The organism is Pseudomonas sp. JH-2 (genome assembly GCF_036231725.1).
Lineage (GTDB): Bacteria > Pseudomonadota > Gammaproteobacteria > Pseudomonadales > Pseudomonadaceae > Pseudomonas > Pseudomonas delhiensis.
The window spans coordinates 1-23,402 of sequence record NZ_JAZAQP010000043.1 but is presented as its reverse complement, the minus strand read 5'-3'; the positions used below and the strand labels follow the sequence as shown (position 1 = coordinate 23,402).

The 23,402-nt window shown below is 67.9% G+C and carries 16 protein-coding genes; 4 read left to right on the top strand and 12 right to left on the bottom strand.

Going from position 1 to position 23,402, the window contains the following annotated elements:
* Nucleotides 1-2 precede the first annotated feature (2 nt).
* The 12 genes from VV867_RS23885 to VV867_RS23830 all read right to left on the bottom strand — a co-directional run bounded on the left by VV867_RS23885 (nt 3) and on the right by VV867_RS23830 (nt 17,133).
* Nucleotides 3-1,175 carry an alginate O-acetyltransferase gene (locus VV867_RS23885; protein WP_328567726.1) on the bottom strand — a complete coding sequence of 391 codons (1,173 nt, stop codon included), beginning with the start codon at nt 1,173-1,175 and terminating at the stop codon, nt 3-5.
* A gap of 13 nt (nt 1,176-1,188) precedes the next feature.
* Nucleotides 1,189-2,751 carry an MBOAT family O-acyltransferase gene (locus tag VV867_RS23880; RefSeq protein WP_328567725.1) on the bottom strand — a complete coding sequence of 521 codons (1,563 nt, stop codon included), beginning with the start codon at nt 2,749-2,751 and terminating at the stop codon, nt 1,189-1,191.
* A gap of 283 nt (nt 2,752-3,034) precedes the next feature.
* Complete coding sequence (locus VV867_RS23875) at nt 3,035-4,105, bottom strand: mannuronate-specific alginate lyase (RefSeq protein ID WP_425343514.1); 1,071 nt, start codon at nt 4,103-4,105, stop codon at nt 3,035-3,037.
* Between the two features lie 58 nt (nt 4,106-4,163).
* Nucleotides 4,164-5,597, bottom strand: coding sequence for an alginate O-acetyltransferase (locus VV867_RS23870; protein ID WP_328567723.1), 1,434 nt, complete (start codon nt 5,595-5,597; stop codon nt 4,164-4,166).
* A gap of 11 nt (nt 5,598-5,608) precedes the next feature.
* A complete protein-coding gene (gene algG, locus VV867_RS23865; RefSeq protein WP_328567722.1) occupies nt 5,609-7,219 on the bottom strand; it encodes a mannuronan 5-epimerase AlgG in 1,611 nt (536 codons plus the stop codon).
* Nucleotides 7,220-7,404: 185 nt separating this feature from the next.
* Nucleotides 7,405-8,838, bottom strand: a complete 1,434-nt coding sequence (locus VV867_RS23860; protein ID WP_442965050.1) for an alginate export family protein — start codon at nt 8,836-8,838, stop codon at nt 7,405-7,407.
* An 83-nt stretch (nt 8,839-8,921) separates the two neighbouring features.
* The gene (gene algK, locus VV867_RS23855) at nt 8,922-10,319 is read right to left on the bottom strand and encodes an alginate biosynthesis TPR repeat lipoprotein AlgK (protein ID WP_328567721.1); all 1,398 of its coding nucleotides are present in this window, start codon (nt 10,317-10,319) and stop codon (nt 8,922-8,924) included.
* Nucleotides 10,320-10,329: 10 nt separating this feature from the next.
* Nucleotides 10,330-11,499, bottom strand: coding sequence for an alginate biosynthesis protein Alg44 (locus VV867_RS23850; RefSeq protein WP_109932265.1), 1,170 nt, complete (start codon nt 11,497-11,499; stop codon nt 10,330-10,332).
* Between the two features lie 58 nt (nt 11,500-11,557).
* Nucleotides 11,558-13,042 carry a mannuronan synthase gene (alg8, locus tag VV867_RS23845; protein WP_328567741.1) on the bottom strand — a complete coding sequence of 495 codons (1,485 nt, stop codon included), beginning with the start codon at nt 13,040-13,042 and terminating at the stop codon, nt 11,558-11,560.
* Nucleotides 13,043-13,175: 133 nt separating this feature from the next.
* Nucleotides 13,176-14,486 (bottom strand): GDP-mannose 6-dehydrogenase, encoded by a 1,311-nt coding sequence (gene algD / locus VV867_RS23840; protein ID WP_328567720.1) that lies wholly within the window; start codon nt 14,484-14,486, stop codon nt 13,176-13,178.
* Nucleotides 14,487-15,339: 853 nt separating this feature from the next.
* Entirely contained in the window at nt 15,340-16,119 is a 780-nt protein-coding gene (gene yaaA, locus VV867_RS23835; protein ID WP_328567719.1) for a peroxide stress protein YaaA, read from the bottom strand.
* A 57-nt stretch (nt 16,120-16,176) separates the two neighbouring features.
* Nucleotides 16,177-17,133 carry a LysR family transcriptional regulator gene (locus VV867_RS23830; RefSeq protein WP_328567718.1) on the bottom strand — a complete coding sequence of 319 codons (957 nt, stop codon included), beginning with the start codon at nt 17,131-17,133 and terminating at the stop codon, nt 16,177-16,179.
* A 169-nt stretch (nt 17,134-17,302) separates the two neighbouring features.
* On the opposite strand from VV867_RS23830, the gene VV867_RS23825 reads away from it, so the two are divergent.
* The 4 genes from VV867_RS23825 (at nt 17,303) to VV867_RS23810 (ending at nt 22,571) form a co-directional block, all read left to right on the top strand.
* A complete protein-coding gene (locus tag VV867_RS23825; RefSeq protein ID WP_328567717.1) occupies nt 17,303-18,592 on the top strand; it encodes an MFS transporter in 1,290 nt (429 codons plus the stop codon).
* Between the two features lie 16 nt (nt 18,593-18,608).
* Complete coding sequence (locus VV867_RS23820) at nt 18,609-19,838, top strand: Zn-dependent hydrolase (RefSeq protein ID WP_328567716.1); 1,230 nt, start codon at nt 18,609-18,611, stop codon at nt 19,836-19,838.
* Between the two features lie 11 nt (nt 19,839-19,849).
* Nucleotides 19,850-20,866, top strand: a complete 1,017-nt coding sequence (locus VV867_RS23815) for a histone deacetylase family protein (protein WP_109932254.1) — start codon at nt 19,850-19,852, stop codon at nt 20,864-20,866.
* Between the two features lie 313 nt (nt 20,867-21,179).
* Nucleotides 21,180-22,571: a PhoH family protein gene (locus tag VV867_RS23810; RefSeq protein WP_089389571.1), complete on the top strand. Its 1,392-nt coding sequence runs from the start codon at nt 21,180-21,182 to the stop codon at nt 22,569-22,571.
* Nucleotides 22,572-23,402 lie beyond the last annotated feature (831 nt).

The window sequence follows — 23,402 nt, the reverse complement described above, 5'->3', positions numbered from 1 at the left end:
GCTCAATGCGCCGCGGTCAGACCCGGCGGGTTGGCCGCCAGGCGTTCGTCACGGTTGCCGGCCGCGCGCAGCTGGGCCAGCCAGTCGGCATCGAACTGGCTGAGGTCGCTGTGCATCGGCAGGTAGCGTTCGGGGAATTCCCACACCAGCAGGCGCGGCGGCTTCTGCTGGAAGCCCGGGTCCTTGAGCAGCTCGAGCATGGGCTCGAGGGGGCCCTTGCCTTCCTTGGCGTAGTTGATCAGGTCGGTGGACAGCGCCTGCTTGAGCGCGCCGGCGAAGTTCCAGTGGGGGTTGGCGCTGTAGCTGGTGCCCACCAGGGCCACCTGCGGCTCGGCGCCGTCGCCGAACAGGTCGCCGCCGGCCGCGGCGTCTTCGGCCGGGTGGGTCTGGCGCGCCTGCAACTGGTCCGGCGCCGGCAGCAGGTCGCTGAACAGCGGGTCCAGGGGCAGGAAGGTCAGCAGGTCGCCCTTGTGCGGCGCGGCCTTGCTGGCGTCGGTGATGAAGGTCTGCTGCGGCAGGTCGAGGTTCTGCCCCTCGCGGATGCTCTGGGCCAGGCGCTGGGCCACGGCCTCGGCGCCCAGCGGCGTCCAGTGGGTGTCGGTGCGCAGGAACACCTGGCCGTTGTCCTTGGCCTGCTCCAGGGTGTCCAGCAGCTTGGGCGCGGCCATGCCGGCCTGGCGGGCGCGCTGAAGGAACTCGTCGTAGAGGCCGACGTGCAGCTGCGCCGGCTGCTCCTTGCCGAGGTACTCGGGGTAGATGCGCGCCTTGGCCGGGATGATCGCCAGCACCAGCTTCACGCCGCGGCGCTCCAGCTCCTGCTGCACGCCGCGCACCAGGGCCCAGTTGTCGTCCAGCTGGGTCAGGCTGGGCGCCGGCTTGAACTCTTCGTCGGTATACAGCCAGCCGTCCTTGCCGATCACCACGCCCGGGCGGCCTTCGTCGAACAGGGCGTAGTCCAGCGCGGCCCAGAGGTTGGTGCCCAGGCGCTTGATGGGGAACTGGTCGTCGTAGTGGCCTTCGAAGGCGTGGGCCAGCTTGCCGTTGAGCACGGTGGTGCCTTCGGCGGCGGCGAAGCTCGGGAAGGCCTTCAGCGACCCGCCGGCCAGGCCGACCAGCAGAGCACCGAAGGCGGCGACGTAGGCGTATTGCAGAGGTCTGGAGATAGTCGGTTGCATGGTCCGGCCTCGCTCAGAACTGGAAGTAGAGGAAGGGCGAGTAGCTCTGCGCGGAGAGCTTCAGCACCGAGGCGGCGAACAGCGCCAGCAGTGCCGCGCGGGTGGCCAGCACGGGCAGCTGGGTGAGCCAGTGCGGGCGGTACACCGCGGCGCCGCTGCGCGAGTAGGCGATGGCCGCCGGGTCGCCCTCGGCGTCCTGCGGGCTGCGCGGCTGGGCGCTGGCCGGGCCGTCGGCGGCGACTTCGTCGGCCTTGGCCGCGGCCTTCGGCGCCTTGGCCTGCAGCGGCTGGTTGTAGAACTGGCGCAGGCCGAAGATGGCCAGCACCACGTAGGCCACCACCAGGGTGCCCACCTGCAGGCCGGTGAGGCTGGCGCGGCTCTGCTCGGACAGGCTCCAGTCGCCGAAGCTGAACATGGCTTCGTACATGCGCCAGGCCACGTGCAGGTTCTCGGCGCGGAAGATCACCCAGCCGACGATCACCAGCAGGAAGGTGCAGGCCCACTTCAGCGGGTTGAGCGCGCGCGGCGCGGCGTTCACCCCCAGGGCGCGCTCGATGGCCAGCCACACGCCGTGCCAGGCGCCCCAGATGATGTAGGTGACGTTGGCGCCGTGCCACAGGCCGCCCAGCAGCATGGTCAGGATCAGGTTGCGGTAGGTCTGGAAAGTGCTGCCGCGGTTGCCGCCCAGGCTGATGTACAGGTAGTCGCGCAGCCAGGTGGACAGGCTGATGTGCCAGCGCCGCCAGAACTCGGTGATGGACTGGCTGATGTAGGGCTGGTTGAAGTTCTCCATGAAGCGGAAGCCCATCATCAGGCCCAGGCCGATGGCCATGTCGCTGTAGCCGGAGAAGTCGAAGTACAGCTGCGCGGTGTAGGCCAGCGCGCCCAGCCAGGCGTCGCCGGTGGTCGGGTCCTGCAGGGCGAAGCAGTGGTCGGCCAGGGCCGCCAGGGTGTCGGCGATGAACACCTTCTTGACGAAGCCCTGCATGAAGCGGGTGCAGCCTTCGGCGAACTTGTCGAGGGTGTGGGTGCGGTGGTTGAACTGGTCGACCAGGTCCTTGAAGCGCAGCACGGGGCCGGCGATCAGGTGCGGGAAGATCGCCACGAAGGCGGCGAAGTCGATGAGGTTGCGCGTGGCCGGGGTGTCGCCGCGGTACACGTCGATGATGTAGCTGATCGACTCGAAGGTGTAGAAGCTGATGCCGATGGGCAGCAGGATGTGGGTGAGCACGAAGGGCTGCAGGCCGAACGAGGTGATGATCTGGTTGAGGCTGTCGACGCCGAAGTTGGCGTACTTGAAGTAGCCCAGCACGGCCAGGTCGACTACCACGCCGAGGATCAGCCAGCGTTTGGCCGCCAGGGTGCGCACGCCGGCCGCGCCGATGCGCAGGCCGATCCAGTAGTTGAACAGCGTCACCCCGGCGAACAGGGCGAGGAAGTCCACGCGCCACCAGGCGTAGAAGATGTAGCTGGCCACCAGCAGCAACAGGTTGCGGTAGCGGTTCCCGCTCAGGTAGTACAGGCCGAGGAAGATCGGCAGGAACAGGAACAGGAACACGTTGGAAGAAAAGACCATTGCCCGTCTCGCTCTGGAGCTTCGTACCCTGGGTGGCTCCAGCCCTTCCGGCGCCGCTTGGCGCGCAAGGAAAAGGCCGGTGTCACCCGCCAGTTCCTCCCCGTTGTGTCGCTAAGGTGGTGCGCCCGCCCGGCGTCTTGTGCGCTTGGGTCGGGGTATCGCTGGGCCCCGCGTGTGCGGGAAGGGCGGTCAGGCGGCGGATAACGCGGAGCGTTATTCGCCCTACGCCAGGGGGCAGTCCGAACGTAGGGCGAATAACCGTTCGCGGTTATCCGCCGTTGCCTCAGCTGCCGTTGCCGCGGTTGAACACCTTGGTTACGTCGCCGCCGAGGCGGAAGCTGTTGAACGGCTCCATCTTCCTGCGCCAGTCCTGGGTCTTCGGCGCGCAGCTGTAGAGCGCGCAGTAGGGCTCCAGCCAGGCGAACTTGCTGTTTTCCTTCAGGTCGGTCATGTCCTGGTCGTTGCCGGTCCGGCGGTCGAAGTCCTGCTGGTCGTTCACGCCCTGCATCACCCGTTCGGCCAGGCGTTGCAGCGCGCCGTTGTTCTCCTGGCGCAGGTCCACGCCGTTGACCTGGGCGAAGGCGGCGATCATCGCCAGCGGCGGCAGGCTGTAGTTGTGGTAGGACAGGGCGCGCTGGCGGCGCTTGAGTTCGTTGGGCAGGTAGCCCTGGGCGTCGACCTGGCTGGCCGCCACCTTGAATTCGCGCACCGACCAGTCGAACAGGTCGCGGCGGTTGGTCACCACGGCGGTGGACATCACCGACCAGGCGGCCCAGTAGCTGTGGTTGTTGATCTTCTTCAGCGGCAGGTTGCTCCAGTCGCTGACCACCTGGGTGCCGAGCTTGCCGAACCACTGTTCGATCTGCGCCGCCTGCTGCGGGTAGGCCGCCAGCGGGCGGCTGCTGCTGAACTTCAGGCGCAGGTAGGACGAGGACAGGCTGCCCAGGGCCCATTTGCGCATGGACTTGCCGGTGTGGTTGAAGTCGGCGCTCTCCAGGGCGTCGGCCCGGGCCCAGGTGGTCAGCCAGTTCAGTGCGCAGTCCAGGTCGCCCTTGTGGCCGCTGCGCATGTACTGGGTGATCAGCTTGGTGGTGCCGCGCTCCATGTCGGTGATGTCCTTGATCTGCTCGCGGAACTTGCCCTCGGCGGCGACGTTGAGGGTGGCGCGCGCCGAGTCGGAGCCCTCGTACTTGCTGGTGAACTGCAGCGAGCCGGTGTAGGGCGCGGGCACCGCCGGGCAGCTGTCGGCGTCGCCCTTGCGCTCGCCGACCGCGGCGAAGTAGCCCGGCGGCGGCACCAGGTCGGCGGCCTGGCTGCTCTGGCCGTACAGGCTGGCCAGGCTGCCCAGGGCCATGGCCGGCCAGAGCAGGCGCAGGGTCTTGCTGCGGGAAAGTCGCTGGATGGACATGGTTCTACCTCCCGGCCACGCGGCTGTCGGTGGCCTTGATCTGCGGCGTCTGGCACAGCTTCGCCTCGACCTCGAGGCCGGCCGGCATGTCGTCGGGCGCCTCGATTTCCAGGGAGAGGAACTGCTGGTCCGGCCAGTCCTCGTCGTTGCGCAGCTCGAAGACGTAGCGCCCGCCGGTGTCCACGGCCTTGGACTGCTCGATCTTCAATTGCTCGCGGCGGCCGTTCATGTACCAGACGGTGTTCTTCAGTTCGTGGATGCCCGGGTCGCTGTAGGTGACGTCGGCGGTGTAGCTGCCGCTGCGGATCGGCAGCGCGCCGCTGTTGAGCAGTACCTCGTTGCGCCCGGCGTGCAGCTTGACCTTGCGGCTGAGCACGGCCTTCTGCTCGGCGCAGCCGTTGGCCACCAGGGGCATGGCCTGGCGGTAGAAGCTCTTCTGCGCCATGTCGTAGTGGGTGGCGAATTCCCAGACCAGGATCTTCGGCGGCTTGTCGTGGAATTCCTTGCTGGTCAGGTAGGCCAGCAGCGAGCTGTCGAAACCGCCGCCGGAGACCGCGTTGTTGAGGATGTCGACCTTGCCGTACTGCTCCAGGAAGCCGACGAAGTTGTACGCCGGGCCGCTGTTGGAGGTGCCGACCACCGCCACCTGCGGGTCGCCGCCGTCGCCGAACAGGTCGCCGCCGCCGCTGTCGCCCACCGGCTCGGTCTCGAAGCGGTCGACGTACTGCGGCGCGTAGCTGCTGCCGCACAGCTGGGCGGCGGCCTTGTGGAAGGTGCCGAGCTTGGACAGCAGGCCCACGCGCTTGCTCTCGAATTCCTTCTTCGGGATGTCCGCGTAGGCGGGCATCTCTTTCAGGGTTTCGGCGGCGATCTTCGCGCTGCGCATGGCGCCGTAGGGCGTCCAGTGGTGGTCGCCCTTGAAGTAGTAGGGGTGCGCTTGCTTCTCGTCGAACAGCGGCGAGAAGTCCGGGGTGTAGATGCCGGCCTCGCGGAACCTGGCGATGGTCGCCAGGTAGTTCTTCTTCGCCAGCTCGTAGTTGAAGCCGGCCTTCTCTTCGGGGCTGAGCTTCTCGCGGTTGATGAGGCCGCGGGTGGGCTGGTAGACCACCATCAGCTCGACGCCGCGGCGCTTGAGCGCCTCGTTCAGCGCCTTGAGCTCGCGCCAGCCCTCGGGCGTGGTGCCGAAGTCGGTACGCAGGTCGTAGGTGGTGCGGAACAGCCAGTCTTCCTGGGCCGGCACCAGGTGGGTGAAGAAGCCCAGGTACTTGGTGTTGTAGGCCTTGTCGTCGGCCGCGGCCGGGCACAGGCCGGCGGCCGGCAGGGCGCTGTAGGTCGGCGCGCCGGCGTCGGCGGCGCCGGCGGCGAGAGCACCGTGGGCCAGCAGCAGGCCGGCGGCGAGGCTCGACAGGCGCAGCAGATGATGGGGGCGGATGGTCATGGTACGGGTCCTCAATTCTGCAGTTCGGCCTGGCTTTCCACGGGGTCGATCAGCACGGCGCGCTGCTGGCGCACGAGCAGGTCGAGGATCTGGTCCTGCTTCTCGCCGAGCACGCCGTTGAAGCTGATGCCGGAGGATTTGGTCGGGCCGAGCATGGCCACCTTGTACAGTTCCAGGGACAGCGGCGAGTCCACCGACAGCGGGCCGGAGCCGTTGCCGACCAGCTTGCCGCCGACCACGATGAGCGACACCTTGGTGTCGAAGGGGTCGAGGTCGATGTTGCGGTCGGTGTTGGACAGGTCCTTGATGTGCCCGTACACGCCCAGCAGCTGGTTGCCGGCGGCGAGGTTCTCGTACAGGCGGATGTTCACGCTGTTGCGGATGCGGATGCCGTGGCGGCGGTTGCCCAGCACCTGGTTGGCGTAGATGAGGTTGTCGCCGCTCTCGTACAGGGTGATGCCGTCGGAGTGGTTGCGGTACACCTCGTTGTAGGCCACCAGGTTGCGTTCGGAGTTACGGTCCAGGACGATGCCGGAGAGGTGGTTGTCGTAGGTCTTGTTGTGGAAGATCCAGCTGTCGTTGACCTCCCGCGAGACGATGATGCCGTGCTTCTTCTTCGTCCCGTGCACGGTGTTCTCGGCGATGATCAGGCGGTGCGAGCGGTCGTGCGGGTCGATGCCGTAGATGACGTTGTCGCGGTAGGTATTGCCGCGCACCACCAGGTCGTCGGCCTCGTAGCAGTAGAAGCCGTACCAGTTGTCGACGAAGGTGGAGCCGATCACCCAGCCCTTGGGCCGCGGGCGCTTCATGGTCTTGTCCATGCCCGGGCTGTACTGCGAGATGGAGATGCCGTAGGCCTTGGAGGCGTTGTAGCCGAAGCTTTGGAAGGTGCTGTCGACCAGGTACGCCTCGGCGCCGCCCCAGGAGATCAGGAAGGGGCGGAACTCGTTGGGGCTCTTGAACCAGGCCGGCTCGCCCCTGGCCTCGTTCCAGGCGGTGACCTTGGTGTTGCGCACGAACAGCTTGCCGTCGTTGACCAGGAAGGCGCCGCGGTCCTGGGACAGGCGCAGTTCCTTGACCTTGCCGTCGATCTCGAGGGTTGCGCCCTGGCTGACCACGATCGGCAGGCGGGCGACGAACACGCCGGGCTCGACCTGTTCCAGCGCCTTGCCGAGCTTGCCGGCGAGCTGCGCGAGGTTGACGTAGCCGCCCTCGATGAAGATGGCCTGGGGCATCTGCCGCTGGCGCTTGACCCACTCGGCCAGGCGGTTCTGGCCGCCGGTGAATTCCTTCAGCGGTTGCTGCTGCACCATGCGCTGCACCACGGCCTTGCCGCCGGGCTTGCGCACGATCTTCTGCTCCACCGCCGCGGCGGTGTAGCCGGAAAGGTCCGGCAGCTTCGGCGGCTCCAGGTGCAGCGGGCCCTCGGGCAGCGCGGTCACGGTGTAGTTGCCGGTTTCCTTCAGGCCCTGGACGTGGCCGGGCTGGTTGGCCGGCGAGGATTGCTCGCTGGCCTCGTGGTCCTTGGCGTTGGTCGCCGGGGTGGAGGCCCAGGCGGGGCCCGTGGCGACCAGCAGGCCGCCGAGCAGCAGGGCTGCCAGGGGCAGCGGGGGGCGGTTCATGGTGGGTTCTCCCTGTGGGCGTGGAGCCGGAAGGCGCTGGGCTCCCGCGCGCGCGGGAGTGACGGTCGCCGGGCGGGGGATGCGAACCCCCGCGCTCCCCGTGCCCGTTCGCACGCGGGAGGGTTGTTCCGTCATCCCCGCGAACGCGGGGAACCAGTGACTGCCAGCTCGCATCGCCCTGCTCCTCAGAAGCGCCAGATGAAATCGACGAAGGCGTGGTGCATCGTCGAGTCGACGTGGCTGCCGTAGGCGTCGCCGGGCTTGAAGACGCCGCCGCGGAAGCGCACCAGGGCCGAGGGCTCGTCGATGTACTGGCTCATCGAGGCGGGCAGCAGGCCCTGCTTGAAGTACTTGGTGACCACCAGGTCGACTTCCTGGCCGATGTCCTTGGAGTTGTTCTCCAGCGGCGCGCTGATGCCGCTGTTGCCGATGTCCGAGTCGCCGTCCACGCGCCAGAACTTGTGGTACACGACGCTGGCGTCGTAGTCGTCGCGCAGCTGCCAGGCGCCGAACAGGGTGGCGTCCTGGAGGTTGGAAAGCTCGCCGCGGAAGGCCTCGCCGAAGCGATGCACGCGGGCGCGGGTGCCGGTGAAGTTGGAGCGGTTGCTCTGCAGGCCGGTCTGCTCGTACTGGTCCTCGCCGTCGTGGCCGCCGCCGCTGCCGCGGGCGTAGCCGACGCCGGCGCGCCATTGCTCGTCGATGTTCCAGCGCAGGCCCAGGTCGATGCCGTAGGCGTTGACGTCGCCGCTCTGCTTGCCGGTGGCCACGCGTTCGCCGTCCACCGCGGCGCTGGTCAGGCGGTCGCGGTTGCCGGTCAGCCAGGTGGCGCTGGCCCAGTAGTTCAGCGGCATCTGCGAGCGGTAGTTGTAGCCGTCGCCGTTGGCCTCGACGCCGACCCAGGTGAGGTCGCCGGTGGAACGCTTGTCCAGCGAGTCTATGGTCTCGCCCGGCTCCGGCAGGTTGCCGCTGTCGTCGCTGTGGTGCAGGCGCAGGCCCACCCAGTGGTGCGGCGCCCACTGCGTGGAGATGTCGCCGAACAGGTGGGTGCGGTCCTCGTCTTCCGGCGCCAGGTCGGTGATGTCGGTGCGGTACTCGGAGAAGCGCTGGGCGGCGCCCAGGTGGGCGCGCAGCAGGGTGGTGTCGAAGGTCCAGTTCAGCGCCTCGATGTTGGTGTCCTGCCACATGCCGCTGTCGTCGCGCAGGCGCTGGCGGCCGAAGCGCAGGTGCTCGCCGGGGTACTGGGTGAGGCCGGCGTAGTCCACCCAGAACTCGCGCAGGGCGAGGTAGGCGTCGTCCGGTTCGCGCTTGTTGTCGCTGCTGTCGCGGCCGCTGGCGTCGACCTCGTCGGACTGCAGGGTGTCGGTCTGGATGGTGTCGGTGGCGGCCACCGCCTGGCCCATCACGTAGGCGCTCCACTGCCCCCACTGGCCGAAGGCCCAGGGCCGCAGGTCGATGCCGATGCCGTTGAGGTCGCCGCCGTGGGCGGTGCCCAGGTCACGGTCGTCCTCGGACTCGGCGGTGATCTTGATGTCGATGCCGTAGTTCTTCGGCGGCGTGTCGTCGGCCCAGGCGCCGGCGGCGAACAGGGTGCCGGCCAGGCTCATGCCGGCGCCGAGCATCGCCGGGAACAGCCGGGCGCGGCGGATGGCGCGGGCCAGGCGGATCGGTTGGAACAGCGGGGCGGAGGTCGGGTCGGGGCGCTTCATAGGCTTTCTTGTTCCTGTTCGTTCTGCATGAGGCTGACGGTGGCCTGCCAGTTGGCGCCGCGGGCCTGTTCCTCGCGCTTGAGCAGCTGCTGCGCCTGGCTCAGTTCAGCCGGCTGCAGCTGCGGTTGCAGTTCGCTCATCAGGTCGCCGGCCTGGGGTATCTGCTGGCGCTGCGCCAGGGTGCCGAAGACGTAGGCGTTGACGCGGTTGGGCTGCACGCCGCGGCCCTGGGACCAGAGCTGCGCCAGGGCCATGTCGGCGCTGGCCTGGCCGGCGCGGGCGGCGATCAGCAGGTGGTCGGCGGCCTTCTGCGGGTAGACCTTGCCGAGGAAGCCGCGGCGGTAGATCTGCCCCAGGTAATAGTGCGCCTGGGGTTCGCTGGCGGCGGCCTTGAGCAGGTGCTGCTCGGCCTTGGCCGGGTCCTGGGGCATCCACTTGCCGTCGTAGTACAGGCGCCCCAGCAGCAGTTCGGCGCGCGGCTGGGCGGCGTCCTGGCCCTTCTTCAGGTAGTCGAGCATCTGGTCGACGTCACCCAGCTCGGGGTAGTCGTACTGCAGCTTGGCGAGGTCGACCCAGGCCGCGGGATAGCTCGGCGCCAGTTCGCTGAGCAGCGCCTGGGCGGTCTGCGGGTCGGGCTTGCCGAGGTCGGCGTCGGCCAGCACCTGGGCCACCGATTCCACGCGCTCGGGCGGCACCCGGCCGGCCTTGTGCGCGGCGCGCAGGCGGTCGAGGTGGGCCTTCTGCTTATCCGCGTCGCCCTGCACCTGGTAGACCGTGGCCAGCTCCATCCAGCACACGTCCATGCGCGTCAGCCAGCGCTGGCAGACCTGCTCGATCTCGCCCAGGTGCTGGTTGTAGGTGCCCTGGGTGCGGTACAGGATGATCTGCGCCAGGTCCGCCTGGGGCAGGCCCTGGGCGCGCCACTGGTCGATGCGCTGCTGCGGGTTCACCCCCGGCCAGGCCTGTGGGTACTGCAGGTAGAGCACGATCAGCGGCACCAGGGCACTGTCCTCGCCCTCGTTGAAGGCGCGGTTGAGCAACTGCTCGGCCTCGCGGTGCTCGGCGTCGCTGGCGCCGGGCTTGGCCGCCAGCCACTTGCCCAGGCGCGCGCGGGCCCGCGGCGAGGTCTCGGCCGCGTCGCGGTAGAGCTTCTCGGCCTTGGCCTGGGCGGCGCTGTCGCCGCTGGCGGCCTGCATGTCGGCCAGGCCGATCTGCGCGTCGGTGTAGCCGAGGGTGGCCAGGGCCTGGTAGTTGGCCTGGGCGGTGGCGATGTCGCCGCGGGCCATGGCCTCGTCGGCCAGGCGCTGGTCCGGCAGGCCGGCGCAGCCGGCGGCCAGGCCGATGGCCAGGGCCAGGGCGGCGCCGCGCAGCGGATGGTGGGCGATGGCGTTCATGGTTCGGTCCTCAGCGCGCGGTGGCCATGGCCATGGCCTTGTTCAGCAGGGTGCGGCCGGGCAGGCCGCCGATGCTGACTTCCGCCGGACGCCCGGCGAGCTGGCTGTCCAGCGGCTGCTCGGGCTGGATCTGCGCGCGGATTTCCGAAGACAGGTCGCCGTCCACCGGCGCGGTGCGCAGGATGCGGCCGCTGCGCACCTCGCTGTCGCCGGCGACCTGGAAGTGCACCAGGGTGCCCGGCGAGAGCTCGGCGGCGTTGCGGTAGGCGAAGCGCGCCTCGACGGTGGCGCTGGCCTCGCGCGGGGCCAGGGTGAAGATCACGTCGCCCTTGTTGGCGTACTGGCCGTTGGCGACGCGCTGCTCGATCACCCGGCAGTCGCAGGGGCTGGTGAGGGTGCCCTTGAGCTGGTGGCCGAAGAGCTTCTCGATGTTGCCGGGGTTGAGCTGCTCGTCGGACAGGTTGCCCTTGAGCAGGTCCAGCAGGCTGGTGGAGAAGGTGGCGATGGGCGCGCCCTTGGCCACCTCGGCGTCCAGCTGCACCAGGCTGTCCACGGTGCCCTCGCGGGGCATGGTGATCTGCTGGGCGGGGATGTTGACCACGCCGGAGTCGGCATGGGTGACGAAGTACAGGTTGTACAGCTGGTTGAGGATGAAGGCGAAGGCGCCGACGCCGACCACGAAGATGGCGGTGCTCAGGGTCACCGCGCGGACGCGGCCGAAGAAGCCCATGCCGCCGCCGGCGCCGCCGTGCTTGCGGGCCTTGGTGAAGTTCTCGCGCTGCAGGGTGTTGAGCATGTCGCCGACGCTGACCACCTCGCCGGCCAGGTACGCGGTGATCAGGTAGCGCAGGGCGGCGACCTCGCGCGGCTTCAGGTGCTGGAACTCGCAGCCGGTGCGGCGGCTGTCCGGGTCGAAGGAGCGCACCTGGAACTCCACCTCCAGGGCGAAGCTGATGCTGTCGATCTGGAACAGCAGCTTGCCCTTGTGGATGTCGCCGACCTGGATCGGCGCGCCGCTGGCGGTGAAGGCGAAGCCGCCGGCGGAAAGGTCCAGCAGCCTTGCGTCGACGCCCTCGCGGTTGGCGCCGATGTAGCGGATGCGCGCGGGCAGCTTGACCCGCGCGTGCTGGCGCTGGGCTTCGGATTCGTGCACGACGTTGACGTTGACGGCGGTATTCATGAAGTCGGTCCTATGTTCGAAACGGGTCGGATCGGCCGCGGGCCGGTTGCTCAAGGGGTCATACGATCGTCAGGAGTACGGCGACGAACACACTGGCGGCAGAGAAGGTCATGGCGCGCGAGGACCAGGTGTTGAACCAGCGCTGGTAGCTGTTCAGGCCGCGGTCGAGCTTGGTGCTCTGGCGCGTCCAGGACTGCTGGTCGAGGCGGAAGAACACGTAGATCTTCACCAGGGCGCCGACGATCTGGTTGTAATAGAGGATCAGCGGGTAGGCCGGGCCGATCGGGTGGCCGGACAGCGACAGCAGCAGGGTGAGGATCAGGCGGGTGATGCCGATCCACAGCAGGTACACCAGCAGGAAGGTGATGCTGTACTTGATGCTGGCGATGATCGCCGCCACCAGGCCGAGCAGGCAGGTCCACATGGACAGGCGCTGGTCGAACAGCACCACGGTGGTGAACCAGCCCAGGCGCTGCGGGCCCAGGGCCAGGGCGCGGGAGTTCTGCCGCAGGTTGTTGCCGTACCAGCGGAACATCAGCTTGCGGCTGGCCTTGACGAAGCTCTTCTCCGGCGGGTGCTCGACGGTGTTGATGGCCGCGTCCGGCACGTAGAAGGTGTCGTAGCCCAGGCGCATCAGGCTGTACCAGCTGGACTTGTCGTCGCCGGTGAGGAACTGGAAGCGCCCCAGGCGCCAGTGGTCCAGGTGATCGGCCTCGACGTCGGCGATGAAGTCGGGGTCGGTGACCACCGCGGCGCGGAATACCGACATGCGCCCGGTCATGGTCAGCACGCGCTTGGACAGGGCCATGGAGCACATGTTGATGTGGCGCTGGGCGAAGCGCAGCTTGTGCCACTGGCTCATCACGTAGCCGCCCTGCACCTCGCAGAATTCGTTGGTGGTCAGGCCGCCGACGCGGGGGAACAGCTTGAACCAGCGCACCGTGGCCTTGACCACGCCGGGTTCGAGCACGGTGTCGCCGTCGATCACCGCCACCACCGAGCCTTCGTCGGGCATGTGCCGGGAGATGGCGCGGAAGCCGTGGGCCAGGCCGTCGCGCTTGCCGGTGCCGGGGATGCGCACGAAGTCCAGCTTCACGTGGGCCGGCGGGTTGAGCTTGTGCCACTGCTGCTTGATCAGCACCTGGTCGGACATCTCGACGATGGAGCAGACCACGGTGGTCGGGTAGCCGCAGGCGATGGCCTCCTGGATCACCGAGCGGTAGACCATGGAGGTGGTCATGGCGTCGATGCGGAAGCTGGTGACCATCAGGTAGACGTGGGACGGGTCCGCCGCCTTGCCGAGCTTGCGCAGGCGCCGCTTGTAGTGCGGGTAGACGACGTGCAGGAAGAGCATGCCGCGCAGGAAGTGCAGGCCGCCCATGGAGTAGCGCCAGATGCCCACCGCGCCGATGATCAGCAGGAAGTCGCGGGCATTGGGGTCGAACACCGTCGGCGGCACGACCAGCGCCAGGCCCATCAGCAGGCAGAGGAAGGCCAGCCAGCCGGTGGCTTCGCCGAGGGCTCGTTTGTATGCGTCCATGATGAGGTCCGTCGTTGCGTCGAAGGGGCAGGTGGCTCCCGTAGGAGCGAGCTTGCTCGCGAACCGCCCCGGCTCCGGTTGTCGCCGGGGAACAGCGTTCGCGAGCAAGCTCGCTCCTACGAAGAGCCGGTGGCGCTTACCAGCAGATGCCTTCGGCGCGCTCGTCGGAGCCGTGGGCCATGAAGCCGATCAGGTCGACCACCTTCTTGCCCTCGGGCGCCTTGTTCACCACGTCGACGAACAGCTCGTCGCCGTTGCCCAGCACCAGCACGTCGGAGGTCTTCACCACCTGGTCGAGGTCGGAGACCAGCAGCGAGGAGACGTGGGGGATCTTCGACTCGATGTACTCCTTGTTCGCGCCATGGACGCGGGCGTACTCGACGTTGCGGTCGAAGATCTGCAGCTCGTAGCCCTTGCCGATGAGCATCTCGGCCAGTTCCACCAGCGGGCTCTCGCGCAGGTCGTCGGTGCCGGACTTGAACGACAGGCCGAGCAGGCCGACCTTGCGGCTACCGTGGGCGGTGATGATGTCGAAGGCCTTCTGCACCTGGTAGGCGTTGCTGCGCATGATCGAGCCGATCATCGGGTGCTCGACGTCCAGCTGGCCGGCGCGGTAGGTGAGGGCGCGCACGTCCTTGGGCAGGCAGGAGCCGCCGAAGGCGAAGCCGGGCTTCATGTAGTAGCGCGACAGGTTCAGCTTGCGGTCCTGGCAGACCACGTCCATCACCTCGCGGCCATCGACGCCGACGGCCTTGGCGATGTTGCCGATCTCGTTGGCGAAGGTGACCTTGGCCGCGTGCCAGACGTTGCAGGTGTACTTGATCATTTCCGCGACCTCGATGGACTTGCGGATGATCGGCGCGTCCAGCTCGCGGTAGATTTCCTCCAGCAGGTCGCCGGTCTGGGCGTCCAGCTCGCCGATGACGGTCATGGGCGGGAAGTCGTAGTCCTTGATCGCGGTGCTCTCGCGGAGGAATTCCGGGTTGGTGCCGACGCCGAAGTGGACTCCGGCCTGCTTGCCCGAGCAGTCCTCGATGATCGGGATCACCACGTTCTTCACGGTGCCCGGCAGCACGGTGCTGCGCACCACCACGGTGTGGCGGCCGGCCTTCTCGCGGATGGCATAGCCGATCTCGCGGCACACGCTCTCGATGTAGCCCAGGTCCAGGTCGCCGTTCTTCTTGCTCGGGGTGCCGACGCAGATGAAGGAGACGTCGCTGTCCAGCACCGCCTGCTTGAAGTCGGTGGTGCCCGACAGCCGCGAGGTGCGGATGCCCTGTTCCAGCAGGGGCTCCAGCCCCGGTTCGACGATGGGCGACTTGCCGCGGTTGATCAGGTCGATCTTGGTGGTGGAAACGTCCACGCCGATCACTTCGTGACCACGGGCGGACAGGCAACCGGCGCATACTGCACCGACGTAGCCAAGACCAAAGATGCTGATACGCATCGTATTCACCTCTGCTTTGTCGAGCTGTTAAAAGTTGGCCGTCTGGCCAATTCCCTTTTGTCGCGGCGCCCCTTTCAGGCGCGCCGCTTCAGGCAGTCCGTGAGTGACTCGAATTTTCTGCACTCAATTCGGGCAGAGTTCCGCGGCATGCACTTTAATGTTTCAGGAGGATTGCAAAGTTAGAATTAATTGCACTCTTCTGATGCACTAAAGTTTGCTTTGGAGTTCTGCATTAATTTCATAAGCCATTGAAATTATTCAGGTTGAACGAGGCCGTCGAGCGCCGCTCGATGCGTTTTCGAAAAACCTGTTATGGGCAACAAACCCATGATTGGGCGTTGCGGAAGTAGGATGTTCGACGCCGCTCGATAGTTCCTGCCACCCATCCTGTGAGGCCGTCGGAATTAAATATCCATTGGCCATCAAAGAGCGCGCTTTTGATATCAGCTTGTAACGCGAACGTCGTTTTCGGCGGGCTTGCAAAATGCAACGGCTGGGAAAAGTTCCGCAGTGATTCAGCCGTTTTACACTTCGTTCAGCTACCGTTCAGGATGCCTGGAAGGGTGTTTCAAGGTATTTCGTGCAACTTGCAATCTTGAATTGCATGTAATGGCGGGATGCTTTTAATGGCCAATGGATTACATCCGCGATGGCAAAACTGGCGCTTTTTCACGGCGGTGATGGCGCACGGGGGCGAGAAAATTTTTTTCAAAGTCCCCACGGTTACCGACGAACGGTAGCCTTGACCATTTTCGCCGTGTGGGTAATTCGACGGCGCGGGGCGCCCGGAAGGGGATCGACGGTAGCGCGGGGAGGGTGTGGCGGCCGTTTGGCCGCCACTTTCGGGGGCGAATCAGGCGTCGGGCTGGTCGCGCAGGAACACCAGGCGGTCGGCGGAGGACGCCTCGGCGGCGAAGCGGTAGCCGGCGTAGTCGAAGTCCTTCAGGCCCTCGGGGTCGGTCAGGCGCTCCTTGATCACGTAGCGGGCCATCAGGCCGCGGGCCTTCTTGGCGTAGAAGCTGATGATCTTGTACTGGCCGTTCTTCAGGTCCTTGAACTCGGTATCGATGATGCGGGCGTCCAGCGCCTTGCGCTTCACCGCGCCGAAGTATTCGTTGGAGGCCAGGTTGAGCAGCACGGCGTCGCCCTGCTCGGCGAGGTCCTGGCCGAGCCAGGCGCTGATGCGCTCGCCCCAGAACTCGTAGAGGTTGGCGCCGCGGGCGTTGGCCAGCCTGGTGCCCATCTCCAGGCGGTAGGGCTGCATCAGGTCCAGCGGCCGCAGCACGCCGTACAGGCCGGACAGCATGCGCAGGTGGCGCTGGGCGAAGTCGAAGTCGGCGTCGTCGAAGTCCTCGGCGGCAAGGCCGGTGTAGACGTCGCCCTTGAAGGCCAGCAGCGCCTGCCTGGCGTTGGCCGGGGTGAAGTCGGGGTGCCAGCTGGCGTAGCGCGCGGCGTTCAGGCCGGCGAGCTTGTCCGACAGGCTCATCAGGCTGCCGATCTGCGCCGGGGTCATCTCGCGCAGCACGCCGATCAGCTCCTGGGCATCGTCCAGGTGCAGCGGCAGGGTGTGGCGGTCGGTGACCGGCGGGGTCTCGTAGTCCAGGGTCTTGGCGGGGGAAATCACCATCAGCATCGTGCGGTCTCCTCGAAGCGTCGGGCGATTGTAGGGAGTCGCGGGCGTCGGCTCCAGCTATGGGGACGATAGGAGGCGCTGTTCCACCGGCACCTGTTCCATGCGCTTGAGCAGTTCGCCGAGGAAGCAGCGCTCGGCCTGGGTGTGTTTCTGCTCGCGGTTCCACAGCAGGTGGATGTCCACGTCGGCCACGCCGTCCTCCGGCGGCAGCGCCCAGAGGCGGCCCTGGGCCAGGTCGTCGGCGACTATGTGCCGGGGCAGGCAGCCGATGCCGAAACCGCAGTGCACCAGGCGGCGGACTTCCTCCAGGCTGGGCGAGGAAGCCACCAGCTTGCCGGTGAAGCCCTGCTGGTCGCGGAAGATGGTCAGCGGCGAGAGCACCTCGCCGATCTGGTCGCTGGTGAAGGTCACGTAGTTCTCGCCCTGCAGGTCGGCCAGGCGCAGGTCGCGGCGCCCGAAGAACGGATGGTGGCGGCCGCAGAGGAACACGTAGCGCTGGCGCAGGAAGGCGCGCTGCTCCAGGCGCGGCGAGGGCTGGCGGCACAGGGCCAGGCCGAGGGTGGCGGTCTTCTGCTGCAGCGCGCTGAGCACGTCGGCGCTGCGCATCACCTCGATGTCCAGTTCCACGCCGGGGTGGGCGCGGTGGAAGTCGGCGAGGAAGCCGTCGTAGAAGTCCGACTGGATCCGGCTGATGCTCAGCAGGCGGACCTTGCCCACCACCTGGTCGGCCGGTTGCTCCAGGGCGGCGGCCAGGCGCGAGACGTTGCCGTTGATGTCACCGGCGATGCGCAGGATCTCCTCGCCCAGCGCCGTGACCTCGAAGCGCGGCCCGCGCCGCTGCACCAGGGCGGCGCCGAGTTGTTCCTCCAGGCGGCGCAGGGCCTGGCTGACCGCCGGCTGGGTCAGGTGCAGGCGCGCGGCGGCGCGGCTGATGCTGCGTTCCTGGCCGATCACCAGCCAGGTGCGCAGCAGGTTCCAGTCCAGGCGGTCGTTGAGGTGGCGGCCGAGTTCCATCGCGAGGCTCCGTGGGGCAATCCGCTGATTATAAGCAGCAATTATTCTTTGAATAATGATTAGAAAATTGACTGATTATCCAGCCGGGGGCGATAACGTCCACAGGCGCCGCAGAGCGCCGAGCCCTACCGCCGCTGCCCAGAACAAACCACAAGATCGGGAGCCTGACATGTCCCAACCCGCGCCACAGCCGGTCCGTGCCGCCACGGCCGCCTTCATCGGTACCATGATCGAGTGGTACGACTTCTATATCTACGCCACCGCCGCCGCCCTGGTGTTCGGCACCCTGTTCTTCCCCTCGCAAAGCCAGTTCCTCAGCACCATGGCCGCCTTCGGCACCTTCGCCGTGGGCTTCTTCGCGCGTCCGCTGGGCGGGCTGATCTTCGGCCACCTGGGCGACCGCATCGGGCGCAAGAAGGCGCTGCTGGTCACCCTGGTGATGATGGGCGTGGCCACCGTGTGCATCGGCCTGCTGCCGACCTACGGGCAGGTCGGCCTGCTGGCGCCGGTGCTGCTGGTGGCGCTGCGCATCGTCCAGGGCATCGCCGTGGGCGGCGAGTGGGGCGGGGCGGTGCTGATGGCCGGCGAGCACGCGCCCAGCGGCCGGCGCACCTTCTTCGCCTCCTTCGCCCAGTTGGGCAGCCCGGCCGGGCTGATCCTCTCGCTGCTGGCATTCAAGGCCGTCACCAGCCTGGACGGCGCGGTCTTCCTCGACTGGGGCTGGCGCCTGCCGTTCCTGGCCAGCTCGGCGCTGCTGCTGGTGGGCCTGGCGATTCGCCTGGGCGTCAACGAATCCCCCGAGTTCGCCCGGGTGAAGCAGCAGGCCCGGCAGCACAAGCTGCCGGCACTGGAAGTGCTGCGCAACGCCTGGCGGCCACTGCTGCTGTGCATCGGCGCCAACACCATCGGCATCGCCGGCGTCTACTTCACCAACACCTTCATGATTTCCTACACCACGCAGAACCTCGCCATCGACCGCGCGCTGATCCTCGACTGCCTGTTCTACGTGGCGGTCATCCAGCTCTGCGTGCAGCCGCTGGCCGCGCGGCTGGCCGAAGTCATGGGCGCGGCGCGCTTCCTCAAGCTGGCCGCGCTGCTGGCGGTGGCCTCGCCCTATCCGATGTTCCTGCTGGTCAGCCAGGGCCATGCGCTGGCGATCATCCTCGGCATCGCGACCGCCGTGGTGTGCATGGCCAGCTTCTATTCGGTGATCGCCGGGTTCGTCAGCGAGGTGTTCGACACCCGCGTGCGCTATTCGGCGATCTCCATCGCCTACCAGGTCTGCGGCGCCATCGCCGGCGGGCTCACCCCGCTGATCGGCACCTGGCTGGCGCACCGCTTCGACGGCCAGTGGCTGCCCCTGGCGCTGTTCTATTCCCTGCTGGCCGGCCTCTCGCTGCTGTGCATCGTCGGCCTCGACCGCCGGCTGCGCGTGCGCACCGCGCCGGCCACCGCCTGACTCCAAGGAGACCCTGATGCTGAAGATCGATGCCGAGCGCCTGTGGGCGAGCCTGATGGACATGGCCCGGGTGGGCGCCACCGCCCGTGGCGGTTCGCGCCGGCTGGCGCTTTCGGAAGAGGATCGCCACGGCCGCGAGCTGTTCGAAGGCTGGTGCCGCGACGCCGGCCTGGGCCTGCGCCGCGACGCGGTGGGCAACCTGTTCGCCCGCCGCGCCGGCGAGGACGATGGGCTGGACCCCGTGGTGATGGGCAGCCACCTCGACACCCAGCCCGAGGGGGGCCGCTTCGACGGCGTGTATGGTGTGCTCGCCGGGCTGGAAGTGCTGCGCAGCCTGAATGACCAGGGCATCCGCACCCGCCGCCCGCTGGAGGTCGCGGTCTGGACCAACGAGGAAGGCGCGCGCTTCACCCCGGCCATGCTCGGCTCGGCGGCCTTCACCGGCGCCATGGCGCTGGACGCCGCGCTGAACGCCCGGGATGCCGAGGGCATCAGCGTCGGCGAGGCCCTGCGGGCGCTCGGCTGGCAGGGCGACCTGCCGCTGGGGCGCCGGCTGGATGCCTACTTCGAGGCGCACATCGAGCAGGGGCCGATCCTGGAGGACAACGCCGTCGACGTCGGCGTGGTCACCGGCGGCCAGGCCATCCGCTGGCTGGACGTGCGCGTGGGCGGCCAGGCCGCCCACGCCGGCACCACGCCGATGCCGCTGCGCCACGACGCGCTGTTCGGCGCCGCCGAGATGATCCAGGCGCTGGAGGCGCTGGCCCAGCGCTTCGCGCCCCACGGCCTGGTGACCGTGGGCCAGCTGGCGATCGCCAAGTCCTCGCGCAACACCATCGCCGGGCAGGTGGACTTCACCATCGACCTGCGCCACCACCAGGACGAGGTGATAGGCGCCATGGAGCAGGAGGCGCGTGCGCTGCTGGAGGCCATCGCCGCGCGCCGCGGGCTGGCGCTGGAGGCGGGCCTGCACTGGCTCAGCCCGGCCACGCCCTTCGACGCCGATTGCGTCGGCCACGTGCGCGAGGCGGTGCGGGCGCTGGGTTACTCGCACCAGGACATCGTCAGCGGCGCCGGCCACGATGCCATCCACCTGGCGCGCAACTGCCCGACCGCGATGGTGTTCATCCCCTGCGTCGGCGGCCTGAGCCACAACGAGGCCGAGGACGTGATCCCCGCCCACGCCGCCCAGGGTGCCGACGTCCTGCTCAACGCCGTGCTGGCCCGCGCCGGCCGGATCGACTGAAGGAGACAGCCATGCAGACCTTCTTCCACCCCGACCAGCTGCTGCACGTGCCGCGCAGCTACTTTTCCCGTGGCCAGATGCGCACCCCGCAGGAGGTCCCGCAGCGCGCCGAGCACCTGCTGGCGGCCGTCCGCGCGCTGGGCTTCGCGCTGGACGAACCGCGGGACTTCGGCCGCGAACCGCTGCTGGCGGCGCACAGCGCCGCCTACCTGGACTTTCTCGAGCACGCCTATGAGCGTTGGCACCAGGTGCCGGAGGACTGGGGCGACGAGGTGATGTCCAACGTGTTCATCCGCGAGGGCAACCCGCTGCGCGGCATCCTCGCCCAGGCGGCGCGCTACCTCGCCGACGGCAGCTGCCCGGTGGGCCGGCACACTTGGCGCGCGGCCTACTGGTCGGCGCAGAGCGCGGTGGCGGCTGCGCGGGCGGTGCGCGACGGCGCGCCCTCGGCCTACGCGCTGTGCCGCCCGCCGGGCCATCATGCGCGGGAGGAGGGCGCCGGCGGCTTCTGCTACCTGAACAACGCCGCCATCGCCGCCGCCGAGCTGCGCGCGCGGTTCGGCAAGGTCGCCATCCTCGATACCGACATGCACCACGGCCAGGGCATCCAGGAAATCTTCTACGGCCGCGACGACGTGCTCTACGTCTCGGTCCACGGTGACCCGACCAACTTCTACCCGGTGGTCGCCGGCTTCGACGACGAGCGCGGCGAGGGCCGCGGCGAGGGCTTCAACCTCAACCTGCCGATGCGCCATGGCGCCAGCGAGGAGGAGTTCTTCGCCCAGGTGGGCAAGGCGCTGCAGGCGGTGCGCCAGTTCGGGGCACAGGCGCTGGTGCTGTCCCTGGGGTTCGACATCTACCGCGAAGACCCGCAGTCCAAGGTGGCGGTGAGCACCGAGGGCTTCGCCCGGCTCGGGCGCGAGGTGGCGTCGCTGGGGTTGCCGCAGGTCATCGTGCAGGAAGGCGGCTACCACCTGCAGACGCTCGAGCGCAACGCACAGGCGTTCTTCGGCGGGCTAAGGGACTGATTTGCCGAAAAATGGCAGGGGGTTCGCGGGCGGTAGGACTTTTAAAACTAGCGCTCCGCGGGGCCCTCGCCAAGGTATTTCGTCGTCGGACGAAAAAAAGTTTTCTGAGAAGCAAAAAGACTTTTTATCGTCATGTTTTTTCCTGTATTTCTGGAGCCGTAGACCGCCGAACCCTGCAGACAGGTGGCGGCCCCGGCCCGTCCCTTGCTTGCACCTCTCTCGAGCCCCGGCATCGAGAGCCGGCGTCTCACCGCACGGCGGAGCGCTGTCACGGCATTCCGTCGTAACGCCCCCAGAATGAGGTGACACGCGTATGGATGACCACGGACGTTCCAGCACCAGCCAGCCGATCTTCTACGTCCTCGACACCAACGTTCTGATCCACGATCCCAACGCCCTGCTCAACTTCCAGGAACACCACGTCGCCATCCCGATGACGGTGCTGGAGGAACTCGACAAGCTCAAGACCGGAAAGCACTCCGTCGCCGCCGAATGCCGCCAGGCCATCCGCCTGATCGACCAGGTGCTCGGCGAGGCGAGCCCGGAGCAGGTGGAGGATGGCGTACCCATCCAGCGTGGCAAGAGCGGCCCCTGCGGCAGCCTGTCGATCCTCATGAGCAAGCGCGCCGAGCCCATCACCTGGCTGCCGGAGCACCTCAACGACAACAAGATCATCAACCAACTGGTCGAGCTGCAGAGCCGCAACAGCAGCCGCCGGGTGGTGCTGGTCACCAAGGACATCAACATGCGCCTGAAGGCGCGCGCCTGCGGGGTGGCGGCCGAGGACTACCACACCGACCAGCTGATCGACGACGTGGCCCTGCTGCCGCGCGGCTACCACTCGCTGAACGGCTCGTTCTGGGACCGCGTCAGCAAGGTCGAGACGCGCCAGGACCACGGCCGCACCTGGCACCGCGTGCAGCTCACCGACAACCTGCCGGCGGTGCACATCAACGAGTTCATCGTCGACGAGCAGGGCTTCGTCGGCTGGATCAAGGGCATCCAGCAGGACGAGCTGCTGATCCTCGACCTGCACCAGGAGCCGCTGCTGCACCAGGAAGCCTGGGGCCTGCGCCCGCGCGACCTGTACCAGTCGCTGGCGCTGTACGCGCTGCTCGACCCGGACATCCACCTGGTCAACCTGTCCGGCGCCGCCGGCTCGGGCAAGACCATCCTGGCCCTGGCCGCGGCCATCGAGCAGACCATGGTCACCAAGCGCTACCGGCGCATCATCGCCACCCGCAGCGTGCAGGGCCTGGACGAGGACATCGGCTTCCTGCCCGGCACCGAGGCCGAGAAGATGGAGCCCTGGCTGGGGGCCATCACCGACAACCTAGAGGCCCTGCATTCGGACGACGAATGCACCCACGGCAGCGTCGACTACATCCTCAGCAAGGTGCCGCTGCAGTTCAAGTCGCTGAACTACATCCGCGGCCGCAGCTTCCAGCAGAGCCTGATCCTCATCGACGAGTGCCAGAACCTCACCCCGCACCAGATGAAGACCATCATCACCCGCGCCGGCAACGGCTCCAAGGTGATCTGCCTGGGCAACCTGGCGCAGATCGACACCCCCTACCTGTCGGCCACCAGCTCCGGCCTGACCTACCTGACCGAACGCTTCAAGGACTTCCCCCACGGCGTGCACGTGACCCTGCAGGGGGTACCGCGCTCGGTGCTGGCGGAGTTCGCCGAGGCGCATTTGTAAGCACCGGCCCGGCCAGATTCCTGCGGGGCTGGCCGGCTCACTCGATTCTTCCCCTTTGCACGGACAGCTCCCTCTCCCTTCGGGGAGAGGGCTGGGGAGAGGATTGCGAACTTCGACGATGCACTGGCGCCGGGCCTGACTCCGCCCCCCCTCCCTAACCCTCCCCCGCAAGCGGGAGAGGGGACCGTTGGGCAGAACGAGGGGCCATGCAGCCAGCCGGAGGTATCCGTGATCGATTCCGGGCCAACCGGCGAGCGACGTGCTGCCCGAGTGCTCCGAACGGCCCCCTCTCCCTTCAGGGAGAGGGCTGGGGAGAGGGTTGCGGACTTCGACGACACGCCGGCGCTGGGCCTGACTCCGCACCCCCTCCCTAACCCTCCCCCGCAAGCGGGAGAGAGAACCGTTGGGCAGAACGAGGGGCCATGCAGCCAGCCGGAGGTATCCGTGATCGATTCCGGGCCAACCGGCGAGCGACGTGCTGCCCGAGTGCTCCGAACGGCCCCCTCTCCCTTCAGGGAGAGGGCTGGGGAGAGGGTTGCGGACTTCGACGACACGCCGGCGCTGGGCCTGACTCCGCACCCCCTCCCTAACCCTCCCCCGCAAGCGGGAGAGAGAACCGTTGGGCAGAACGAGGGGCCATGCAGCCAGCCGGAGGTATCCGTGATCGATTCCGGGCCAACCGGCGAGCGACGTGCTGCCCGAGTGCTCCGAACGGCCCCCTCTCCCTTCAGGGAGAGGGCTGGGGAGAGGGTTGCGGACTTCGACGATGCACCGGCGCTGGGCCTGACTCCGCCCCCCCCTCCCTAACCCTCCCCCGCAAGCGGGAGAGGG